At 43.1% G+C, this 21,668-nt stretch carries 23 protein-coding genes and 1 other annotated feature; of the genes, 2 read left to right on the forward strand and 21 right to left on the reverse strand.

All coding sequences use genetic code 11. The features are described from left to right. Positions 1 to 13: 13 nt before the first annotated feature. The 11 genes from NR125_RS06130 to nadB form a co-directional block, all read right to left on the reverse strand. The gene (locus NR125_RS06130) at positions 14 to 220 is read right to left on the reverse strand and encodes a DUF2905 domain-containing protein (RefSeq protein ID WP_009333097.1); all 207 of its coding nucleotides are present in this window, start codon (positions 218 to 220) and stop codon (positions 14 to 16) included. After that, a complete protein-coding gene (gene ruvB, locus NR125_RS06135; RefSeq protein WP_019382918.1) occupies positions 217 to 1,218 on the reverse strand; it encodes a Holliday junction branch migration DNA helicase RuvB in 1,002 nt (333 codons plus the stop codon). The genes NR125_RS06130 and ruvB overlap by 4 nt, the downstream gene beginning before the upstream one ends. A gap of 52 nt (positions 1,219 to 1,270) precedes the next feature. Then, a complete protein-coding gene (gene ruvA, locus NR125_RS06140) occupies positions 1,271 to 1,882 on the reverse strand; it encodes a Holliday junction branch migration protein RuvA (protein WP_019382919.1) in 612 nt (203 codons plus the stop codon). Positions 1,883 to 2,044: 162 nt separating this feature from the next. Beyond that, on the reverse strand, positions 2,045 to 2,608 hold the full coding sequence (locus tag NR125_RS06145; protein WP_019382920.1) for a tyrosine-type recombinase/integrase: 564 nt from the start codon (positions 2,606 to 2,608) through the stop codon (positions 2,045 to 2,047). A 239-nt stretch (positions 2,609 to 2,847) separates the two neighbouring features. Then, complete coding sequence (locus tag NR125_RS06150; protein ID WP_071156894.1) at positions 2,848 to 3,396, reverse strand: intercompartmental signaling factor BofC; 549 nt, start codon at positions 3,394 to 3,396, stop codon at positions 2,848 to 2,850. A gap of 163 nt (positions 3,397 to 3,559) precedes the next feature. Beyond that, a complete protein-coding gene (locus NR125_RS06155) occupies positions 3,560 to 4,303 on the reverse strand; it encodes a YhcN/YlaJ family sporulation lipoprotein (RefSeq protein ID WP_009333102.1) in 744 nt (247 codons plus the stop codon). A 110-nt stretch (positions 4,304 to 4,413) separates the two neighbouring features. Next, the gene (locus tag NR125_RS06160; RefSeq protein ID WP_306219711.1) at positions 4,414 to 5,436 is read right to left on the reverse strand and encodes a phosphotransferase; all 1,023 of its coding nucleotides are present in this window, start codon (positions 5,434 to 5,436) and stop codon (positions 4,414 to 4,416) included. Next, positions 5,390 to 7,291, reverse strand: a complete 1,902-nt coding sequence (gene safA / locus NR125_RS06165; protein WP_256814807.1) for a SafA/ExsA family spore coat assembly protein — start codon at positions 7,289 to 7,291, stop codon at positions 5,390 to 5,392. Before safA ends, NR125_RS06160 begins: the two co-directional genes overlap by 47 nt. 420 nt (positions 7,292 to 7,711) lie before the next feature. Continuing rightward, a complete protein-coding gene (nadA, locus tag NR125_RS06170) occupies positions 7,712 to 8,818 on the reverse strand; it encodes a quinolinate synthase NadA (protein ID WP_009333106.1) in 1,107 nt (368 codons plus the stop codon). A gap of 310 nt (positions 8,819 to 9,128) precedes the next feature. Beyond that, on the reverse strand, positions 9,129 to 9,965 hold the full coding sequence (gene nadC, locus NR125_RS06175) for a carboxylating nicotinate-nucleotide diphosphorylase (protein ID WP_217025910.1): 837 nt from the start codon (positions 9,963 to 9,965) through the stop codon (positions 9,129 to 9,131). Further along, entirely contained in the window at positions 9,934 to 11,517 is a 1,584-nt protein-coding gene (gene nadB / locus NR125_RS06180; protein WP_256814808.1) for an L-aspartate oxidase, read from the reverse strand. The genes nadC and nadB overlap by 32 nt, the downstream gene beginning before the upstream one ends. Before the next feature lie 141 nt (positions 11,518 to 11,658). On the opposite strand from nadB, the gene NR125_RS06185 reads away from it, so the two are divergent. Beyond that, the gene (locus tag NR125_RS06185) at positions 11,659 to 12,801 is read left to right on the forward strand and encodes an IscS subfamily cysteine desulfurase (RefSeq protein ID WP_071156886.1); all 1,143 of its coding nucleotides are present in this window, start codon (positions 11,659 to 11,661) and stop codon (positions 12,799 to 12,801) included. A gap of 65 nt (positions 12,802 to 12,866) precedes the next feature. Then, positions 12,867 to 13,409 (forward strand): transcription repressor NadR, encoded by a 543-nt coding sequence (locus NR125_RS06190; protein ID WP_009333110.1) that lies wholly within the window; start codon positions 12,867 to 12,869, stop codon positions 13,407 to 13,409. A gap of 67 nt (positions 13,410 to 13,476) precedes the next feature. On the opposite strand, the gene pheA is transcribed toward NR125_RS06190, so the two are convergent. From pheA to NR125_RS06240, 10 genes are all read right to left on the reverse strand, one after another. Next, positions 13,477 to 14,355 carry a prephenate dehydratase gene (pheA, locus tag NR125_RS06195; RefSeq protein WP_071156202.1) on the reverse strand — a complete coding sequence of 293 codons (879 nt, stop codon included), beginning with the start codon at positions 14,353 to 14,355 and terminating at the stop codon, positions 13,477 to 13,479. Between the two features lie 131 nt (positions 14,356 to 14,486). Next, positions 14,487 to 14,942, reverse strand: a complete 456-nt coding sequence (locus NR125_RS06200) for an ACT domain-containing protein (protein WP_009333112.1) — start codon at positions 14,940 to 14,942, stop codon at positions 14,487 to 14,489. A 25-nt stretch (positions 14,943 to 14,967) separates the two neighbouring features. After that, positions 14,968 to 16,260 (reverse strand): GTPase ObgE, encoded by a 1,293-nt coding sequence (obgE, locus tag NR125_RS06205; protein WP_009333113.1) that lies wholly within the window; start codon positions 16,258 to 16,260, stop codon positions 14,968 to 14,970. A gap of 141 nt (positions 16,261 to 16,401) precedes the next feature. Beyond that, a complete protein-coding gene (locus NR125_RS06210; RefSeq protein ID WP_009333114.1) occupies positions 16,402 to 16,953 on the reverse strand; it encodes a sporulation initiation phosphotransferase B in 552 nt (183 codons plus the stop codon). Positions 16,954 to 17,191: 238 nt separating this feature from the next. Next, positions 17,192 to 17,485, reverse strand: a complete 294-nt coding sequence (gene rpmA, locus NR125_RS06215) for a 50S ribosomal protein L27 (RefSeq protein WP_009333115.1) — start codon at positions 17,483 to 17,485, stop codon at positions 17,192 to 17,194. Then, a complete protein-coding gene (locus NR125_RS06220; RefSeq protein ID WP_071156199.1) occupies positions 17,486 to 17,824 on the reverse strand; it encodes a ribosomal-processing cysteine protease Prp in 339 nt (112 codons plus the stop codon). Between the two features lie 13 nt (positions 17,825 to 17,837). Then, on the reverse strand, positions 17,838 to 18,146 hold the full coding sequence (rplU, locus tag NR125_RS06225; protein WP_009333117.1) for a 50S ribosomal protein L21: 309 nt from the start codon (positions 18,144 to 18,146) through the stop codon (positions 17,838 to 17,840). 13 nt (positions 18,147 to 18,159) lie between these two features. Next, positions 18,160 to 18,238, reverse strand: a sequence feature (ribosomal protein L21 leader region). A 198-nt stretch (positions 18,239 to 18,436) separates the two neighbouring features. Further along, positions 18,437 to 19,885: an Rne/Rng family ribonuclease gene (locus NR125_RS06230; protein WP_083390450.1), complete on the reverse strand. Its 1,449-nt coding sequence runs from the start codon at positions 19,883 to 19,885 to the stop codon at positions 18,437 to 18,439. A gap of 60 nt (positions 19,886 to 19,945) precedes the next feature. Then, positions 19,946 to 20,812 carry a M50 family metallopeptidase gene (locus NR125_RS06235; RefSeq protein ID WP_009333121.1) on the reverse strand — a complete coding sequence of 289 codons (867 nt, stop codon included), beginning with the start codon at positions 20,810 to 20,812 and terminating at the stop codon, positions 19,946 to 19,948. Further along, positions 20,805 to 21,581, reverse strand: a complete 777-nt coding sequence (locus NR125_RS06240; protein ID WP_009333122.1) for a M23 family metallopeptidase — start codon at positions 21,579 to 21,581, stop codon at positions 20,805 to 20,807. Before NR125_RS06240 ends, NR125_RS06235 begins: the two co-directional genes overlap by 8 nt. Positions 21,582 to 21,668: the final 87 nt, after the last annotated feature.

Below are 21,668 nucleotides of genomic sequence, written 5' to 3' on the forward strand. Positions count from 1 at the left end.
TTATTCATATAGACTACCGAAGCCTTCCTATAAAATAAAAGATGGCAGAAAGGATAACACTGATCAAAATCGATGTAACGACTGGAAAATAAAATGTCGTATTGCCTTTCTTGATCACTATATCCCCCGGCAGCTTGCCAATATTAATAAACTGGCTTATAAATCCGATAGCAAAAATGATGGCACCAATGACCATCAGCCACTTTGATATGCCGCTCAATCAGCAGGCACCTCCATCTGAAAATGGCGGTACACCAGGTCCGTTACAATTCTTCCTCTTGGCGTCCGCTGAAGAAACCCAATCTGCAATAAATATGGTTCATAAACATCTTCAATCGTGTGTGCTTCTTCCCCAATGGTCGCTGCAATTGTTTCAAGGCCAACAGGACCGCCGCGGAATTTCTCTATAATCCCTCTTAATAATTTATGGTCAATATGGTCAAGGCCTAAACGGTCAACCTGCAAAAGCTCCAAAGCTTCCTTTGCCAGTGTTTCATCAACCTGGCCATCTGATTTGACCTGGGCAAAATCCCGGACTCTCCGGAGGAGCCTGTTTGCAATTCTAGGCGTGCCTCTTGACCTTCTGGCAACCTCAATGGCGGCTTTTAGATCTATACCTGTATCAAGGACCTCAGCTGTACGGACAACAATATCAGTCAGCTGCTCTTCTGAATAGTATTCAAGCCTGCTAAGCACACCAAAACGGTCCCTTAACGGGGCCGATAACGACCCCGCCCTTGTAGTCGCGCCAACCAGTGTAAAAGGCGGTAAGTCCAATCTGACTGATCTGGCACTTGGCCCTTTTCCGATGACGATATCAAGACAAAAGTCCTCCATTGCCGGATATAGAACTTCTTCTATAGAACGCGGCAAGCGATGAATTTCATCAATAAACAGGACGTCACCAGGTTCCAATGCAGTCAGGATCGCAGCCAAATCACCAGGCCTTTCAATGGCGGGGCCTGCAGTGGTTCTGATATTTACTCCCATTTCATTGGCTATAATGGCAGCCAGTGTGGTTTTCCCCAATCCAGGCGGCCCATATAGAAGGACATGATCTAAGGTCTCCTCGCGTATTCTGGCAGCTTTGATAAAGATCTCGAGGTTCTGCTTTACTTTATCCTGTCCAATATACTGCTTTAGTGTCTGCGGTCGCAGACTCTGTTCGAATGAAAGATCCTGAAGATCAGCTTCACCGGATATTATCCGCTCTTCCATACATAATCACCTACTTAATATCAGCTTAAATGAATCGGACCCGTCCAATACATTATAGTTTTAAAAGCTTTTGCAGAGCTTTCTTTATGTATTGGTCCGTTGTAAGCTTTTCCTTCTTCATTTCCGGTGTAATCTTTTTCAGTTCCTTATCTGAATAGCCCAGCGCCTTTAATGCAAGCAAAGCCTCCTCCAGGTCCCCTGAAGGTCCGCTTTCAGCCTGAAGTTTATCCGCAGAAAACAGATTAGGGAAAAAGTCAGGTACAATATCCGGCAGCTTCCCTTTCAGATCAAGAATCATCTGCCTCGCTGTTTTCTTTCCGACTCCAGGAAACTTAACGAGGAACGCTTCATCTTCATTTTCAATTGCCTGCACCACCTGTTCCGGTTCACCTGAAGCAAGAATTGCAAGAGCTCCCTTCGGCCCAATTCCGGTAACATTCAGCAGCTTGGTAAAAAGGGTCTTCTCCTCCCGAGTCTGAAAACCGTACAGTGCCATAATATCTTCCCGTACATAATGATACGTGTATATCCTTACTTCCTGCCCGAACTCCGGGGTATAGCTAAATGGATTTGGCGTTAAAATCTGATAGCCAATACCATTGTTTTCAATAACCACATATTCCGGCCCGATAAAATCCAGCTTGCCTCTTACGAATTCATACAATGCCTTTCTCTCCTCTAGTTTAACTGTACCTCATTGTACCATATTATATTTTAGGCACGAAGAATAAAATGCTGAACAGAATGGGGCCAGATACATTGCTTATGGAGGAAAATCCTTATGGTACACAAGACGCTTTATATCAGCCAATGCATTAAACTCATTTTATAGGTTAACGTCCACTTTTATTAATTGCTTCCCGCCTCTTTCAATACCGAGATAGCGCAAAGTTTCAGCGGAAGAATGGTGATTATAGATGGACATAATGATTGAAATGGCAATCCCTTTTCTATAGGCATGATAGCCAAATGTTTTTCGAAGTGTATGTGTTCCGATCTTCCCTGGAATTCCAGCTTCCTTTGCTGCATTATTTATGATCCGGTAGGCTTGCTGGCGGGTAATTGGCTGGTTATTCTTTTTGGATTTGAAGAGATAATCACATTCAGAGAAATCATGCTGAGTAAAATATTTTTTCAGTTCTTTTTTCACGCTGCTATTTAAGTAAAATGCTTTAATTTCATCACTATTGAGATCGTTTAAATAAATAAACTCTTTTATCTCCTTCCCATCCCAAACATCACTAATTTTCAGAGATAGCAAATCACTCACTCTTATGCCCGTATTTATACCTAATACAAAAAGCAAAAGATCCCGCTGTGACTGCTGTCTTAAAATCTCTTTAATTTTATTTATGCTTTTGATGTCCTTGATAGGATCAACATATTCCACAAGATTCCCTCCTGCAACTAATGTTACATAAGTATAAGCTATCAAAAAATAAGTAACATTACAAATGATTGAATGCAGTTCATAAGAAAAGCGGAAGCGCCTTGCTCTCCCCCGACATCTTGAGCAGGAAGACGCTGGACCTAGTCAGATTATCAACGTTCAAAATAATTATTTTCTTATTGTTTAAAAAAACAGAAACATGCAAGAGAATCCCATTCCCTTGCATGTTTTACTGCTTTTCAATTCGCTTGCTTTTCACCGGCAGTATAGCTTTTAAAGGTCTCCAGAACTTCCACATATCGATCTTTTGTTACAATGGGGATTCCTTTTTTTAATTCTTCACATTTCGTGCTTTCTAATTTCCCTAAATCGATTTGAAAGAAAGACTGAATAATATTTGTTTTTTTCGGCCTTCCATTGAAAATGGTTAATGTGCCGTCCTCGGTTACACCGAAGTACCCATTTGCTTTTAATAATGGTGATATATCATCCATTTTCCGGCGGAACACTATATAATCCATATCCATATCAACAAGCTGCCATTGATCATATTTAGCCCAGAAATCTTCAAGGGTCCATATGATTTCCTCTATGGTTTCCTGGCTTACTTCCCCATCCAGATATTCTCTCTCCAAAATGACATCCATCTTAAGCGGCCCTTCAATGTGTTTTCCTGCTGCCTCAGCATATACAGAAGTACCCTCAGATAAAAAGTTGAATGCATCCGCCTGGAAGAAGGGATAAAAGGAAGCAGCTCCTATTATTAGCAAGCCCCATATGGTTCTCATGATCGATCACCTCGATTAAATAGTAACTTCTGCAGCATCCGCCTGAGCCTGTTTTCCCAGATCTTTATGATTAGTGTGACCAACATTTTCATGTTTATCCTGAAAAAAATTAATTATGTAAACAGGGGCAAAGCCCAGCAGCTTTGCCCTCTTTGCGGAATCATTATTTTTCCCTGCGGAATAAACTTTTTAAATCCCAATCAATTTGCTCTCGCGGGCCGCCATCACGAAGATTGTTATCAATATTTCTTAAACGGCTAAACGTTCCTTCGTCCGTTACCACCGTAGCAGATCTTCCGCGTAAATATGGCTGAACAGCTTCATGAATCGCTTCTTTCGTCTGTTCTTCCTTATCATAATCATTCAAATCCACAGCAATCAAAACATCGCTTCCATAGGTCACGGAACGGACATCCTCAACGTTAGGAACAGAAGCTGCAACGTTGCCAATTTTTTCAGCAAGCTCACCTTCATAAGCCTGATAATAAGAATTTTTGGCTTGTCGTGTATTGTCATCGAGATGGCCATGATAATTTGCATCGCTATGGCTAAAACGATTATCTCTCTGCAAAAAGCTGCGGTCCCTGTCAGCAAGAGGAACAGTTGGGTTTCCGGTATTTTCATTCCTGACTCTTCTTGCATTATTTTCCACTCTGTTGGAGCCATTATTTTTTCCCTCTGCACCCAGAGTATGATCCATCATTTCTGTCAGAGGCCCATCATTATCTGTACCATCTTCAACCCGGACATTTCCACCGCGGTTTCCGTGATTTTCATTTGAATAATATCCCATGGGCTGACCAATTTCATTCTTTCGATCAACAGATGCATCCTCGTTCGTTCCGCATCCTGCCAATCCCATTGTCATGATGGCAGCCATCGGTACTGCAATTAATTTCTTGTGCAAGCGAAAAACCCCCTCGCTAATATTACAAGCCCTGAGCATTGCTGCTCTTTCTTAGCTTGTGAGCGAAAGGAGGCTTTCATTCTGTCCATTTACGTCCATTTTTTTGTACATTATTTGTTTATCTCATTAACGGCATATTTAAGAGCTTTAATAAAACGCTGTCTCTCAGCAAACTGACCAACAGTTAAATCCAAAACAGGACGAATCTTTACAGAATCAAGATATGTTCTATCCCTTATTACACGATTCCATTCCCTAAATATATCAGTTGGAAATGCCAATGCATGAAGAAAGCCCTTTTCTTCAAGATTGGATTTAAATATTGAATATTTTCCTAAATCGTCAAATGACCATTTCATAAAGGGGAGGATGCGGTTCGCATACTGCAGGTAATCGGAATGTGGAGTACCTACTGCTATCAGGTCAAAATCAAGCAAATATAAAGATTGATCTTTAGCTCTGAGAAAATTATGATGTGCTACATCACCATGCAGAATAACCTTCCTCCCGTATTGAAAAAGCCAGGCGTCCTCTTCAATTCCTTTCAAGGCCCAATCTGCCCAGGCTAATAATTCATTAATAATTTCTTTTTGGACAAAATATCTTATTACTGGGAGATTATTAAGGAAAAGGGTCGCTCTCTCTCTCCACTTGTCTGCCTGCCGATATGCCGGCACAACCGTTTGGTAACGGCTTACAAGCTTCTCTGTAGTATCGTGGAAATTCTTCAGCAAATTTAGCCCTTCCAAACGATCGCTCTTCAAAAAATAGGTGAACACTTCTTCAGAAGGCGGGATGTACTCCAGACACCCAAAATATGTCCGGTCAAAAAACAATGGCGGTTCTTTTGCAACCTCATAAAAAATATATGTTTTTGCAAATCCTTCATTCATTAATGATGAAGTAAATGCCTCCTGAAGCTTTAGCCGGTGATAGGATGAAAATCCTTTCAATACAAAGGCCCGTTCCTGTGTCCTCAGTAAATAAACCTTCTTTCTAATCGGCTTTAACTCTTCAATTTTAAAGGGCAGCTGATCTTGCAAATAGGAGAGGAGACGATTTTGAACTAAATCGTCTCCTCCATTATTAACCGTCGTATTCACTGCTTTCGTCAAAGCTTCTTGGCATTCCAAATGCCTCTCCGCCCATTTGGCCAAAACCTTGACCGAATGCTGGTCCTGGGCCATAGCCAAATCCCGGACCATATGCCGGCCCTGGACCGAATCCTGGTCCCGGACCGTATCCTCCCGGAGCAAATTTCGGTCCTCCGCATCCGCAATCATTAGAAGCACCCATCACTGAACCAGGCATTAATGGCTTTTGAGACATACCCGGAGATTCTTCCATTCCCTGCACCTGCGGTATGTGTGGCATTTGCATTCCCATGTCTTCTGCACCCATTACATCTGATGGCATTTGATGCGGCATCTGCGGCATCATTGCTCCTTGCACTTGATGCGGCATTTGCATTCCCACGTCTTCTGCACCCATTACACCCGATGGCATTTGGTGCGGCATCTGCGGCATCATTGCTCCTTGTACTTGATGCGGCATCTGATGCGGCATTTGCATTCCCATATCTTCTGCACCCATCACTCCCGATGGCATTTGATGCGGCATCTGCGGCATCATTGCTCCCTGCACCTGTGGCATCTGATGCGGCATCTGCGGCATCATCGCTCCCTGCACCTGATGTGGCATCTGATGCGGCATCTGCGGCATCATCCCTCCCTGCACCTGATGTGGCATCTGATGCGGCATCTGCGGCATCATCGCCCCTTGCACTTGATGTGGCATCTGTTGTCCCATATCTTCTGCCCCCATCACACCTGATGGCATTTGAGCCATTGGCATGAACGGCGAAGATTCATCATAATCCGGACTTTCAACTCCAGCCATCATACCCATATGCGGCATTTGATGCTCCGGCATCATCGCTCCCTGCACCTGGGGCATCTGATGCGGCATCTGCGGCATCATCGCTCCCTGCACCTGATGTGGCATCTGATGCGGCATCTGCGGCATCATCGCTCCCTGCACCTGGTGTGGCATCTGATGCGGCATCTGCGGCATCATCGCTCCCTGCACCTGATGTGGCATCTGATGCGGCATCTGCGGCATCATTGCTCCCTGTACTTGAGGATAAGGCATTTGCGGGTAACATGGATTAAAAGGAAACATTGGCTGATATTGACCTCCTTGATGTGTATATAAAGAAGATTCGCTTTCCGGCGATTCAGGACTTTCTTGATTTGGAGCCGGCTTTGCCTGCGGAAGGATATTGACTGGTTTAGGCGGGAGCTGGGGCTGTGGCTTGGATTCTGATATAGGCAGTGGTTTTTGCTGTGGTTTTGTTTCTGCAGGCTTCACTGGTTTTTCCTTCACTTTAACCTCTTTAGCCGGAAGCGGTTTCTGCTGCTGCGGTTTAACCTCTTTTGCTGGAAGCGGCTTTTGCTGCTGCGGTTTAATCTCTTTTGCTGGAAGCGGCTTTTGCTGCGGAGCCGGCTGCTGAATATTCATCATATAATAATTATTTATATCAATTTCAGGCATAATAGGCTTTGGCATTTTTGGCGTATAAGGTTTTTTGGGAACTTCTTTTGGTGCAGGTTTTGGCACTTCTTTCGGAATTTCAACCTTTGGCGCCGTTACTTTTGGCATTTCCTTTTTCGGTGCTTCTTTTACCGGCTTCTCCTTAGGTGCTTCAGCTGATGGCATGGTAATAGGTTTCTCTTTGGCAAAAGGTTGTTCTGCTTTTGGCATTTCCTTTTTGGCACCCATATTTATTTTTGCTTCCGGTTTTCCTCCAATAGGAGCCTCTTTTTTTATTGAGCCCCCGCTTGCAGGAACTTTTATTTTCATACCGGGCATAATCATATCAGGGTTGCTGAGCTGTGTATTCATCTTTTTCAGCTCTTCAAAATTCACGCCGTACTTTTTTGCAATCTTCCAAAGAGTATCCCCTTTCTGTACGATATGGATTTTCACTCTGAATTCCCTCCTATGCGTAAGGTGATACTTCCATCAATGATGGTTAGTATAGGCCCACACGATGTGGGTCACACAGACGTTGCCACAGGACGTGGCGTTCCTAGTCTGTGTTCCTAATCAGCATTTACGGGCATTTCATCCATTTATTTGAAAATTGCAGATTAGTGCCCGTTAATCGCGATGAGTCCATATAGTGTATGAAGAAATGGGCAAATTGCTAACAATCTACACAAAAAGATATGCATTTTTCCCAGGATTTATGCTTCATCGTTTCTTCTAATCCTATTAACAGCAAAGGGCAGCAAGGCAATAAAAAAATCCTCCCGGGCGGGGAGAATTTTTTATTGCCTAAATTTACGAAGAGTATTTCTGTGTAATTTCCGCTGATTTAATGACCGGCTAACCTTTTGCAAACGCTTATGGACGTTCGAGCATCCTATCTAATGCCAATTTAGCAAATGCTGCTGTTTGTTCTTCAACCTGAATTAGATTTTGGCTTTCCCCCTGCTCAATTGCTTCAAGGCACCAAACAAGGTGCGGTAAATCGATTCGGTTCATGGTCAGGCAAGGACACATATGAGGGTTAAGTGAGATGATTTTTTTATCTGAATGCTGTGTGATAATCCTTTTAACCAAATTCATCTCTGTACCGATCGCCCATGAAGACCCAGGTTCTGAATGTTCTATTGCATCTATTATATAATTGGTCGACCCGGCCATGTCGGAAAGTTCCACAACTTCCCTTCTGCATTCCGGATGGACAATGATCTTCATTGCCGGATATTGTTCCCGAACTTCTTTGACATTTTCAACAGTAAAGTTTTCATGAACTGAACAATGGCCTTTCCAAAGAATTACTTTAATGTCCTCAAGCGGCCCTTCATATTCCAGCTGATCCGTAATGGGGTTCCATACAGCCATTTCCTCAAGCCCAATTCCGAGGTTATAAGCCGTATTTCTTCCAAGATGCTGGTCAGGCAGAAATACAATTCTCGGCTTCTGCTCAAACGCCCAGCTCACCATTTTTTCAGCATTCGATGAAGTAACAGTTGCTCCTCCATGGCGGCCTACAAAAGCCTTGATGCCCGCAGTAGAGTTTACGTATGTTAAAGGAAGCATTGTATCGCCAAACATATTCTGCAGCTTCGTCCAGGCTCTTTCTGTTTGGCTGATATCAGCCATATCGGCCATAGAGCAGCCTGCGCGCATATCAGGCAATAGTACCTTTTGACTAGAATCTGTTAATATATCTGCCGTTTCAGCCATAAAGTGAACTCCGCAAAACACAATATATTCTGCCTCTGCATTTTCCTGTGAAAGCTGGGCAAGCTTTAGTGAATCACCGGTAGCGTCCGCAAACTGGATGACCTCATCCTTCTGATAATGATGACCCGGAATAAACAGCTTATTCCCAAGCTTATCTTTTATTTCTCTTGCTCGATCCTCCAGTTCCTTTATAGTCATCATTCGATATTTTTCCGGAAGAATAGTTGTTTGTTTTTCTGCTGTCTGAAAAATATTCATTTCCTCCATACCCCTTTGCCAATTATTCATTTATTTTTTTAGGAATTTATATCCTTTGAACGTCGGTAACAGTCCAGCTCCACATGGAACGCTTCGACAGCGTATTCATCGCACGACTAAAAGCGTTAGCTCATTAGAGAAGCGTCTCCCACCTCGAGGTAACAAGCGCCAATCCTCCAAAAAGGCAAGAACACCTTCCTGGGAGGCTCGTCTTGTGGGTTGAGGCCCCTAGGATGGGGGTCATGCAGACGTTGCCACAGGACGTGGCGTTCCTAGTCTGCGTTCTTTTGTGGGCAAGGCGCTTCCGCTTTTATTCCACAGTAACCTTCACACTTATATCAAGCGATTTCACGGAATGAGTAAGAAAACCCAATGAAATAAAATCAACCCCTGTATCGCTGTAAGCTGACAGGTTATCCAACGTGATTCCGCCGGATGCTTCTGTCAGGATCCCCTTCGGCACGCTGCTGATCCACTCTTTAATCTCTTCAGGGCTCCTGTTGTCAAACATGATAACATCTGCCCCTGACTCAACTGCTTCAAGAACCTGTTCTTTTGTTTCCGTTTCGACTTCAACTTTTACCATATGCCCAACTTTTGACCGCACTTCTTCCACAGCTTTCGAAATTGATCCTGCAAAAGAAATATGGTTGTCTTTAATCATGACTGCATCATAGAGGCCATATCGATGGTTAAATCCCCCTCCGCATCTGACTGCATATTTTTCAAGCATTCTAAGGCCAGGTGTAGTTTTTCTTGTATCGCAGATTTTCGTATGTGAACTATTTAATACCCGGACAGCCTCACTTGTTTTTGTTGCAATTCCGCTCATTCTTTGGAGCAGATTTAAGACCACTCTTTCTCCTTTTAATAAATCGGATACAGGCCCTGCAGCTTCAGCAAGGACTTGACCTTTCTCAATCCATTCTCCATCCTTTACTTTTATATTGACTTCAGCGGCTGGATTTAGCATCTTATATCCTGACCTGATTATTTCTTCTCCGCAAAAAATGCCATTGTCCTTTGCAAGGAAAACGACCATTCCAGTCTGATCTTCTCCAAAAATAAGTCCGCTTGTCAGGTCGCGGTCACCGATATCCTCGAGAAAAAACTGTTCAAGTTGCAATCGCAGCTTTAATTTGTTCATATTTACCACCCTTTTCAGATTTTCGGGATTGAATGATTCTTTTTCCAAGCCATTCATGACTTTCGAAGGGATAATCCTGCCGGAAATGGCCTCCCCGGCTCTCTGTCCTCCTTACTGCAGCGTTTGTTATCAGATAAGCTGCGATAAGCATGAAAGCCCGTGTTGCTTCCTCTATTGAAAGATCATCAAGTTCTGCTTTAATCCATTCTTCAATTTTGCAGCCTTTAAGCCAGGCAAGCTGATCTAAAAGCCCTTCTTTTGTTTTGATAATCCCTGCATTTTTCATCATTCTCAATTTAATTTCTTCAACTGAAGGTAAACTTTCTTTGACTTGACATCTGAATGCTGTCTCGGGAAATGTCAGTCCTTTAGCAGGATCACTTGATGGCTGTTCATTAATCCACTCCGCAAGCCTTTTGCCCAAATATAAACCTTCCAGAAGGGAGTTACTTGCAAGCCGGTTAGCGCCATGTACGCCTGTGCATGCAGCTTCACCAATCGCATACAGGCCAGGAATGCTGGTGCGGCCCAATAAATCTGTTTTAATTCCTCCCATTAAAAAGTGGCTTCCGGGTGAAACTGGAATTTTCCCAATGCTTAAATCTACTCCGTTTTGTTCACAGATTTTTGTTATTGTCGGAAACCTGGATTTAAAGTTTTCAATTGAGGAGATATCCAGGAACACGGATTTCCCTTTCTCTAAAGAATGAAAAATTGCTTGTGACACAACATGTCTTGGCGCTAAATCTCCCAGTGGATGAAGTCCTGCCATTACTGGTCTTCCGTCTTCTGTAACGAGCCTGCCGCCCTCTCCCCTGACAGCTTCCGAGATTAGCCCTAATGCTTTACCGTCTTTATATAGAAGTGTGGGATGAAATTGGATGAACTCCATATCCGCTATCTCCGCACCTGCTCTGTACGCTAAGGCAATACCATCTCCGGTTACGGAATCGGCATTGGATGTATATTCATATAGCTGGCCGCAGCCCCCTGTTGCAAGCACAACATGAGATGAAATGAAACGATGAATTACACCATTGGAATCTTTTCCTTTTACCCCTATACAACTGCCTTCCGTTTCATTTATCAGCAATTGAAACACAAGAACATTTTCCATGATTCGAACGTTTTGATTTTTATTTGACAGCATAAAATCAATGACTGTTTTTCCAGTGCTGTCCCCGCCTCCATGAACAATTCTGCTTTCTGAATGAGCCCCTTCCATGCCTAACGCAAATGCTCCTTCAGAATCCATATCAAACAGGCATCCCTCTTGATTAAGCTCTTTTATCAGGGAGGGTGCCTCACTGGTCAGGGACAGCACTGCATCAGAATCATTATGAAACCTTCCTGCTTCGAGTGTATCCATGTAGTGCTTGGATGGGTGATCATTTACTCCCAGGGCAGCCGCAATGCCGCCCTGCGCCATATATGAGTTTCCATTTTTTACAGTTGACTTTGTGAGAATAATCACATTTAAGTCCTGTCGCAGCTTCTTTGCCAACTGCAAAGCGGCTACCCCGCTTCCAATAATCAAAACGTCGGCATTCATTATTTTATACCTCCTGTTTTTACAGGTGTCTTGACACCTATATTTACACAGATTTAGAATTATGACAAGAGGTTTTCATAGTTTAAGAGGAACTTCTTGCTTTTCGAAGGCTTTATTTAAAGAGAGAGAGCAGGTGAGAACATGAAATATTTCGATTATGCAGCATCTTGTCCGCTTGATCCGGAAGCGGCAGATGCCTATATTAAAGCCTCAACTGAATACTTTGGCAACTCCCTCAGCCTTCATGATACCGGGAGCGCAGCAGAAGGGCTTCTTGAAAACTGCCGGAGAGAATTAGCCATCCTTTTGGGAGTTGAGAGTGAAGGAATCTACTTTACCAGTGGAGGTACAGAAAGCAATTTACTCGCTATATTAGCCTTGCTGTCTGCCTCTGAAAAATCAGGAAAACATATTATAGCGGGAATGGCTGAACATTCCTCTATTCATAGTGTCCTAGAGAAATTAAGCCTTGATAATGGCTATGAAATTACAGAAATCCCTTTTGGGGCGGATGGCCGTATTGACCTAAAAAAATTAAGTTCGGCCATCAGGGATGATACCGTCTTAATTACCATGCAGCATGGCAATCCTGAAATTGGCACATTGCAGCCTGTCCCTGAGATCAGCCAGCTTTGCAGGCAAAGGAAGATATTGCTGCATAGTGATTGTGTCCATACTTTTGGAAAATCAGATTTACAACAAGTCGCCAGCTTTGTTGATAGCCTGTCCTTTTCTGCCCATAAATTTTACGGGCCAAAAGGGGTGGGCGGGGTTTACCTCAAACCTGGCAGGCGGTGGAGCTCCTTCTTACCAGGCGTATCACATGAAAAAGGTTTCAGGCCAGGCACTGTGAACCTTCCGGGAATTGCCGGAATGACAGTAGCTGCACAGAAAGCTTATGTAAATTTAAACAGACATAACAGCCATTTCCAAACACTGCGTGAAGCACTGCTGAAGGAGCTTGAGTCTTCACAGGAGAAATTTGTGTTATACGATTTTGCAGGCTCTTACCAGCTTCCTTCTACATTGGGACTTCGGTTAAAAGGGGTCGAAGGGCAATATATCATGCTTGAATGCAACAGACATGGATATGCCATATCTACAGGAAGCGCATGCAGCACAGGCATGAAAACTGTTTCTAAAACGATGAAGGCCCTAGGGGTTACAGAAAAAAAAGGAAAGGAATTTTTCCGGATTTCTTTCGGGTGGAATACTGCTGTTGAGGAGGCAAAGTCACTGGGGGAAAAGCTGGCAGAAATGGCCCGGGAACTCGGACCGCTCTAATCTTTTATATTCTGCCGGTTCTTATGTTAGAATGAGACATTATCGGATTATAAGGGTGAGGAAAAATGAAGGAACAAAAAAAGGTGCTCGGAGAGGAGCGAAGGACCTTTCTGCTTCAGCTTCTTAAAGAAAGCGGACAGCCCATTACAGGAGGCGACCTTGCAGCAAAAACAAATGTAAGCAGACAGGTAATTGTTGGGGATATCACCCTTCTAAAGGCAAGAAAAGAGCCAATCATTGCTACGAGCCAAGGTTATATGTATCTTCATCAGGCTTCTCCTGCATCTTCAGCTGAGCGGGTCATTGCCTGCCATCATGACCCCGCGAGGACTGAAGAAGAATTGAATCTGCTTGTCGATCATGGGGTTACAGTAAAAGATGTAAGGATTGAACATCCTGTTTATGGTGACTTAACTGCCTCGGTTATGGTTTCAACCCGTCAGGAAGTCAAGCAATTCATGGATAAAATTAAAGCCACAAAAGCTTCCTTCTTATCAGAACTGACAGATGGCATTCATCTTCATACTCTTTCTGCAGCCTCCGAACGGAAACTCGATGAAGCTGAGAAATTATTAAAGGAAGCAGGATTTCTTATTGACCAGGAATAGCGTTAATCCTTATTATTTTTAAATAAGAAAGGATCCGGATATGTATACCGGATCCTTTTCTTTAGCTTTAATCCTGAAGAACTTTTGTATTTTTATTGCGAAGCTGAAAATATGGATAGCTACCCAAAATCTTAACGCTGCAGCCCAGTGCCTCCAATTCGGCAACTGCTCCGGGGATAAGGACATCGTCCTGCTTCATATCCACGTCAATGATAAAGAAATAATTTCCCAATCCTGTTTTCATCGGCCTTGATTCAATCTTAGTCAAATTGAGCTTCCTCCAGGCAAATGCCGAAAGCACTTGATGAAGTGCCCCTGACCTATCAGCCGGCAGCGTCACCATAACAGTCGTCTTGTGCCCGGCAAACTCTTTGCGGTCTTCATTGATTGACAGTTCTTTACTGGATAATACTATGAACTTTGTATGGTTAAAATCAAAATCATGGATATCCTCTTTAACGATCGCCAGTCCATATACTTCTGCCGCTAATTCATTAGCGATGGCGCCGGCCCGCAAATCTGGATTTTCTTTTACATATTGAGCTGCTGCTGCAGTTGAAGTAGTGCTTTCGCAAGGGATGCCTTTCAGCTCTTTATGCAGAAATTTATGGCATTGTGCAATAGCATGGGAATGGCTATAGACTGCATCAGTTTTATCCCATTCGTTCACATGATCAGGATGGACCATAAAATGCTGGCGAATCGGGGCTGTCAGTTCGCCGATAATTGGAAAATCCACTTCATGGATTAAATAATCCAATGTAATATTCACTGAGCCTTCCAATGCGTTTTCAAGAGGAACTACCGCCAGTTCTATTTCATTCTCATTTAATGCATCAAAACAGGCAGGTATCGTTGGGTAGGCAACGGCTGTCTCATTCGGAAATAAACTCCTTGCAGCAATATCTGTAAAGGTGGCTTTTGGGCCCAAAAATCCTATCTTCACGGTAATTACCTCCTTTTCGTCAGACTTATCATAAATCACTGAAAATTTTCTTTATACTTTACTACTTTAACATATGTATGTAATTTGCAAAATAAAAAACTAAAAAAGGGCAGGGTACAGAGCGCATTTTCTTACGCACCCGTCCCCAGCACCTCTACTTTTTCTACAAACTCCAATTTTCGAAGCCTACCCAAGAGCTCCTCAATCTCGATGCCCATTTCAGTTACATTCAGGGAAAGCGTGACATTTGCCCTTCCCTGGAGCGGAATGGTCTGGTGTATGGTTAGGACATTGCACCCCGATGAAGCCACAACGCCCAATAAATGTGATAAAGTCCCCGATCTGTCTTCCAAATGAAAGAATAAAGTGATCAGCCGTTCTTTGACAACAGTATGGAAAGGAAACACAGTGTCTCTATATTTATAAAAAGCACTTCTGCTCAAATCAACTTTTTGGACAGCATCCCAAACCGATTCGGCTTTTCCCCTTTCGATCATTTCCTTCGCATCCAAAGTTTTCTTCATTGCTTCAGGCAAAACATCTTCGCGAACCAAATAAAATTTCTTATCGAATCTATCTTTTCTCATTTCTCCACCCCGTCAATCGTGAAGGTTAGTCAATAAACTCGAATTCATAATCAAGCAGCTTAACGGTATCACCGTCTTTTGCTCCTTTTTCACGAAGAGCATCATCCACACCCATTCCGCGCAGCTGTCTTGCAAACCTGCGGACAGATTCATCTCTTGAGAAATCAGTCATCTTAAAGAGCTTCTCAATAGCATCGCCAGATACGACGAACACTCCTGCAGGGTCTCTCGTAATGACAAACTCCGTCTGGTCAGCTTCATGCTTATAAAGAACGCGGTGCACACCTGTGTCTTCTTCTTCTTCATGTGACAGCGGGAATTCAGGCGTTTCTTCAAGCTTATCCGCAACGGCAAATAATAAATCCCTTAACCCTTGTCTTGTTAAAGCGGAGATCGGAAAAATCGGATACTCTTCTTCAAGCTGTTCTTTGAATTTCTTAAGATTTTCCTCTGCATCAGGCATGTCCATTTTATTAGCCACAATGACTTGAGGCCTTTCAGTGAGACGAAGGTTATACTCTTTTAATTCTTTATTGATGGTTAGATAGTCTTCAAATGGATCCCTGCCCTCAACAGCAGCCATATCGATAACATGGACAATAACTCTGGTTCTCTCAATATGCCGTAAAAATTGATGACCAAGGCCTACTCCCGAATGGGCGCCTTCAATTAATCCAGGCAAGTCTGCCATGACAAAGCTGCGGCCGTCTTCAGTCTCAACCATTCCCAGATTGGGAACAATCGTCGTAAAGTGGTATTCCGCAATCTTCGGCCTTGCCGATGATACAACCGATAGCAGCGTGGATTTTCCGACGCTCGGAAAACCGACTAAACCAACATCAGCTAAAAGCTTGAGCTCCAGCACAACATCTCTTTCCTGGCCCGGTTCGCCATGTTCGGACAATTCTGGAGCAGGATTAGCCGGTGTGGCAAAACGGGTATTCCCTCTGCCTCCGCGGCCCCCGCGGGCTATGACAGCTTTTTGCCCGTGCTCAGTCAAATCTGCGATTACTTCCCCTGACTCGGCATCAGTTACGACTGTTCCCGGCGGGACTTTAACAATCATGTCTTTTGCATTTCTTCCATGCTGATTTTTAGACATGCCATGCTCACCGCGGGGAGCTTTAAAATGGCGCTGATAACGGAAATCCATTAACGTGCGTAATCCCTCATTCACTTCAAAAACAACATTGGCACCCTTACCGCCATCTCCGCCGGCTGGGCCTCCGTTCGGCACATATTTTTCACGGCGGAAAGCAACCATTCCGTTGCCCCCGTCTCCGCCTTTAACATAAACTTTGACTTGATCGACAAACATATATTATTCCTCCCGTCTGCAGTATGTCCCAATTGTCTGGCATTCAGCCAAATTACAGGCACTGACTGGATCCACTCTTACACTTAAGAAATGCTCCAGCCTGCAGAGTTTCACACTTAGTATTGCTTTTTGCGGCGGAAATCACTCTCTGCCATTCGCAATGAATGGCACAAATAACTCCAGTGCAAGCTCCTCTTCAGCTAATACCTGAACAGCAGCCGTTATGTCATCGTTCTTCTTTTTGAAGAACTGATCCAATTTATCGATATCTGTTAGTATTCCGCTAAAATCAAAAAAGAAACGAGCCCCTTCTTTTTCATGCCTGATGGATACAGATAAATGATTATCATGGTAAGGCTTTACTGATGAGTCCAAAATGGCAAAAAAAGAGCCTGTCCACTCAGAAAGGATAATGTCATCCAATCGGCCGGAAATGGTATCATCAAGCACCTCATATTCAAGCTGAAAGTAGTGGTTTTCCCAATTATAAGTCAATAAAAGCGAAGCAAACTCAGGAAGGTTTAAGTTCGAAAGTCTTGCTTCCTGCTGTGCTTCCACCACGATTTCATCTATGATTTCCTTAGCTCTGTCTACCTTGTTAAGGGAAAGGTTGCCTTTAATTAATTGTATTTTATTCAGCCAGTCATGCCGGGCATGACGCAGCACTTCAATCATATTCCAGTCTTTTTCCATATATGCACTCCTGTATGGTTATTAGGCTGACAGAAGACTGTGCTTGCTGTAAGTATATCAAAAAACATAAGTACAGTAAGCAAATTTATGTTAAATAAGAAAATATTGCTTATGCGAAGAAGAGCTGCTGTCTTCTGGAGCTATAAATTCATCAGATAAAATGTGAAGTGCACTGTCGGATTTTTTTGCCAAAAAAAGAAAACCCTAACCTTGTGGGCTAGGGTTTTCTCGAAAAGGCTTACGCCTCTTGAGCTGCAGGATATACGCTCACTTGCTTGCGGTCACGTCCAAGACGTTCGAACTTAACAACACCGTCAACTTTCGCGAATAGTGTGTCATCGCCGCCTTTACCCACGTTTACACCTGGGTAGATCTTAGTACCGCGCTGACGGTACAGGATTGAGCCGCCAGTTACGAATTGTCCGTCCGCACGCTTAGCGCCAAGACGCTTAGAGATTGAGTCACGGCCGTTCTTTGTAGAACCTACTCCCTTTTTAGAAGCGAACAACTGAAGATCTAATTTTAATAGCATTTATTCCACCTCCTGCTTTTTGAAGGTAATCTTTATATACGTTCCGTAGTCTTCTTCAATCGTCTGCAATGAAACAACCATGCCTTCAAGAAGAAGCTGCACTTTCTCTTTCATGTCATCCTGAAGATCAGGAAGAATACAGCGGAGAAAGCCATCTCCATGGCTGATTTCTGGTGTCACGCCGGTTAGGGCATGGACAGCATTAATGGCACCGATGGAAACGGCAGATACGCCTGCACAGACGATATCCTTGCCTCTGTTTGCGAAGAATGCATGACCGCTTATTTCAAACGAATGAATATTTCCGGAATCTTTACGAATAATCGTTACTTCAATCATCTGAATCGCCTGATTAAGCGTTGATTTTTTCAATCACAACTTTAGTGTAAGGCTGACGATGACCTTGCTTCTTACGATAGTTTTTCTTTGCTTTGTACTTGAATACAGTGATTTTCTTTTGACGGCCTTGTTTTTCAACTTTAGCTGTAACAGTAGCACCTTCAACTACAGGGCTTCCTACTTTTACGCTGTCTCCGCCAACGAAAAGAACCTTTTCAAATGTAACTGTTTCGCCTGCTTCAGCGCTAAGCTTTTCGATGTAGATAGCTTGACCTTCTTCTACACGTAATTGCTTACCGCCAGTTTCGATAATCGCGTACATGAACTGCACCTCCTCTTAGACTAAGACTCGCCATCCCAGGCGCCGACACGAAAGCGGGCTTATGTACCTGTTCTGTGCGGTTGTAGCACGGGTGCGCTACAAACATAACATAAAAATCCTATCATATAATGATTAATCATGTCAATAAGAATTATATGATTCTCTTTGTTTGCACCTAAAAGTGACTTTTTTGCGTGCCTATACAATTATAATGCTAATGGGGTTATTAGGGAAGTGGGAAATACTGCACTAAAAAAGCAGGCGGGGTGGTTAAATCCGCCTGCTTTGAACTAACCTAGCTCATTGGCACTGCCAAACTTTCTGATTTCATAAAATGGCTTGCACTTTTCCTTATAGGAAAACATGATTTTTAGTCCAATGCTGTCTTCGATTCTCTTTTTATGGGCATCATTTTCCCCTGAGAATACCGCTGCTGTGTCTGGGGTGGTTTCGATTAAGACAGCTTCATGGTCTTTGCCTCGATGTTCCCACAGTTCTCTTTCCAGCCTGAAGGCAATGGTTTCAGCACTCAGCACTCTTCCGGTGCCTTCACATACTTGACACCTTTCGGTAAGTGATTCTGAAATGGCCGGTTTCGTTTTTTTTCGGGTCATCTGGAGGATTCCAAGCGGGGTGAATCCAACTAGTTTAGTGCGTCTTTCATCCTTTTTCAGCGCATTTTCCATGGTGGAGAGGATATGGTTGCGGTCAGATGCTTCTTTCATGTCGATAAAATCGATTAGGATCATGCCGCCTATATCGCGGAGCCTGATCTGTCTTGCAGCTTCTTCGGCCGCCTGCTGGTTCGTTTTTAACACCGTTTCCCTGCGGTCCTGCTTACCGGCGAACTTTCCGGTATTTACATCGATGACTGTTAAAGCTTCGGTTTCATCAAAAATAAGATATGCGCCAGTTTCAAGCCATACAATCCGTTTCAGCGCTTTATCAATTTCAGATTCAACATTAAAAGCGGAGAAGATATTTTCCTTGCCAGAATGCAGCCGAATTGGCAGGCTGGTGTGTTTCTGGAGCACACTCTTCAGTGTTAAGTCGTCCACTGCGATTTCTCCATCGGCCAGTTTCTTTGCTTCTTCTTTAATTTTCTCAATAAAAGAATCCGCTTCGTAAACTTTTCCCGGTTTTTTCTTTACTTCTGCTGCCCTTAAAAGGTCCCTGTACTCCAGTCTTAGCCTTTCAAGTTCATCTATGAGTTCAATTTCTTTCTTGTTATCACAGGATGTTCTGAAAATCAGCCCTTCATTCTCTTTCTTAGCACGATAGCCAAATTGGCGCCAGTTTTCTCTTGCTTCACTATCCTCAATTTTCTTGGATACAGCAACATAACGGCCATTTGGCATATATATCAGCGAATCTCCTGAAAACTCAAGCACCCCTGACAATCTCGGTCCTTTAGTTCCGGCAGCGTCCTTTTCAACTTGAACAAGTATTCTTTCTCCCTGATGGACAAAAGAAGAGATGCTCCGTTTTTCCTTTACTTGAGATTCTTCGGCAGAACAAACATAGGCTGCCAGTTTGTCCCGGTGAATAAATCCGCTTTGATCTTCCCCAATCTCTACAAAAGCTGCATTCAATCCAGGCATTACTTTTGCAACGGTGCCCAAGTAAATATCCCCTACTGATGAACGCTGCTTCGGCTGATCGATAAATAGCTTCTCGACCCTCTTATCTTTTAAATGTGCAAACCGGCGCTCTCTTGATGCATAATTTACAACTAACATGTCCAAAACTATTTCCTCACTTTAAACCATTATTTATTCATTTCAATAAAAACTCGCTCTTCAGTAAACATAAAGCAAATCTCCAATTTTAGCAGTCAGCACTTTTTCTGCAAAGCACGCATGCAGCAATTCATTTTCATCTAAAGCACCCTTCTCTTTCCCGTCCTTTTCAACTATGATTGGGTGTTTGCATCCTCGCTGAAATCTTTCCAGAACGTCAATAACCAATTCTTCCTCTCTTACAACGATAGGTTTTAATGTCCGGAAGTCGCTGTGCTTCCCATAGTATCTTTCGAGGAGAAAACGGATAAATATGAATCGGCTCTGCTTCCATTCATGATATAGCGAAAACACCAAAAAAGCGAGGACTACCCATATATTCAGGTTTACAGGAGAGGTCAGCAAAGTTAATATTATGAAACTGAATAGACCCGCAGCCGAAATGAAAAGTGTTTTTCTGTGCGCTTCCGGAAATGCCTTATTAAGAGAAAGCCATAAAAAAACAAGCTTTCCTCCATCTAATGGCCATACAGGTAGCAGATTAAAAATCAGGATCATTAAATTGAACTGAATAAACAGGTGAAAAATATCAGCAGATACAAAAGAGAGCTCATAAAATAACAGCGCCGCCCCCATCATCCAAATATGCTGAAGCGGCCCTGCTATAATGACTACGATTTCCTCTTTCAGCGGCCGGTTTCCGTGTTCATCCATTTCCGCTACACCGCCAAATGGCAAAAGGGCGATCTTTTTTATTCTCCAGGAATAAAGGGATGCTGCAGCTGCATGGCCCATTTCATGAACGAAGATAATCAGGAGCAGCATGCATAATTCCATAAAATGAGCAGTTGCGACAGATAGTCCGATAATGGCCCATAACAAAGGATGTATATGAATATATTTAATTAATCCTGTTATTTTATTCAAATGGGATCACCTGGATCGGATCTATAAAATCATCATCTTTTTTAATCGCGAAATAGAAAGACCCTTTTTCTCCATCACCGGTGTCACCTGCAGTGCCAATACCGGTTCCTTTTTCAACATATTGATATAAATTCACATTAATTTCAGCCAAATTGCCATACCAGGACTCACTTTTATCACCATGCTGAATAATAACCGTATTTCCGAAACCATCTTTCTTTCCAGCAAACCGCACAAGCCCTTCACTCATTGCTTCGATGGATGCTTCTTTACCTGTTTCGATTGTTATTCTCTGTCCATTATCATTAAAGTCTTCCAGGATTTTTGCAGAAGCAGGCAATGCATACTCACTGTTTTCTTCAACGTTCTTCTCATCTTTTTTGCCATCTGAAAATGGCAGCAGTGCCAGTGGTTTTCCGAATTGTTCTTCATACCAGCCGGAAACTGCGGCGAATTGAAAATCCTTCTCCATGGCTGCCTTTACAAAATCTCTAGCAGGATCAAATGTCGCAGCCTGGTTTTTAAAAAGAATAGCAGCGAATAAAAAAATACAGGCAGAAGCTAGCAGCTTGAATAGAAATAGTTCCTTTCGAAATAAAGGGTGGTTCCCCTCATCGAGTTTGCTCTCGTATGAAGGCAGCTTACTAAACCCATACCGCTCTTCATCTTCTGTCCAAAGAACTGTTGAATCTTTCTTATTTGAGAATCTTTCTTTCTCTTTTTTTCTCCGCTCAATTCTCTTGCGTATTTCATCCGCTCTTGAATTCATAATATCCCCACCATTTCTATATAGCTCTATTTGTACAAGTTTATGAGTTGTCCAAATAGAGTATGACTTGAAGTGGGTGTCTGAGAT

Source organism: Cytobacillus sp. Bac17 (genome assembly GCF_024519925.1).
Classification (GTDB): domain Bacteria; phylum Bacillota; class Bacilli; order Bacillales; family Cytobacillaceae; genus Cytobacillus; species Cytobacillus pseudoceanisediminis.

Bases quoted from the DNA above. Each gene is read 5' to 3' on its own strand.
- ruvB (WP_019382918.1), bottom strand. From the start codon at position 1,218: ATGGAAGAGCGGATAATATCCGGTGAAGCTGATCTTCAGGATCTTTCA.
- NR125_RS06150 (WP_071156894.1), bottom strand. From the start codon at position 3,396: ATGAGAACCATATGGGGCTTGCTAATAATAGGAGCTGCTTCCTTTTAT.
- nadA (WP_009333106.1), bottom strand. From the start codon at position 8,818: ATGAATATTTTTCAGACAGCAGAAAAACAAACAACTATTCTTCCGGAA.
- nadC (WP_217025910.1), bottom strand. From the start codon at position 9,965: ATGAACAAATTAAAGCTGCGATTGCAACTTGAACAGTTTTTTCTCGAG.
- nadB (WP_256814808.1), bottom strand. From the start codon at position 11,517: ATGAATGCCGACGTTTTGATTATTGGAAGCGGGGTAGCCGCTTTGCAG.
- NR125_RS06185 (WP_071156886.1), top strand. From the start codon at position 11,659: ATGAAATATTTCGATTATGCAGCATCTTGTCCGCTTGATCCGGAAGCG.
- NR125_RS06190 (WP_009333110.1), top strand. From the start codon at position 12,867: ATGAAGGAACAAAAAAAGGTGCTCGGAGAGGAGCGAAGGACCTTTCTG.
- NR125_RS06200 (WP_009333112.1), bottom strand. From the start codon at position 14,942: ATGAGAAAAGATAGATTCGATAAGAAATTTTATTTGGTTCGCGAAGAT.
- obgE (WP_009333113.1), bottom strand. From the start codon at position 16,260: ATGTTTGTCGATCAAGTCAAAGTTTATGTTAAAGGCGGAGACGGGGGC.
- NR125_RS06210 (WP_009333114.1), bottom strand. From the start codon at position 16,953: ATGGAAAAAGACTGGAATATGATTGAAGTGCTGCGTCATGCCCGGCAT.
- rpmA (WP_009333115.1), bottom strand. From the start codon at position 17,485: ATGCTATTAAAATTAGATCTTCAGTTGTTCGCTTCTAAAAAGGGAGTA.
- NR125_RS06220 (WP_071156199.1), bottom strand. From the start codon at position 17,824: ATGATTGAAGTAACGATTATTCGTAAAGATTCCGGAAATATTCATTCG.
- rplU (WP_009333117.1), bottom strand. From the start codon at position 18,146: ATGTACGCGATTATCGAAACTGGCGGTAAGCAATTACGTGTAGAAGAA.
- NR125_RS06230 (WP_083390450.1), bottom strand. From the start codon at position 19,885: ATGTTAGTTGTAAATTATGCATCAAGAGAGCGCCGGTTTGCACATTTA.
- NR125_RS06240 (WP_009333122.1), bottom strand. From the start codon at position 21,581: ATGAATTCAAGAGCGGATGAAATACGCAAGAGAATTGAGCGGAGAAAA.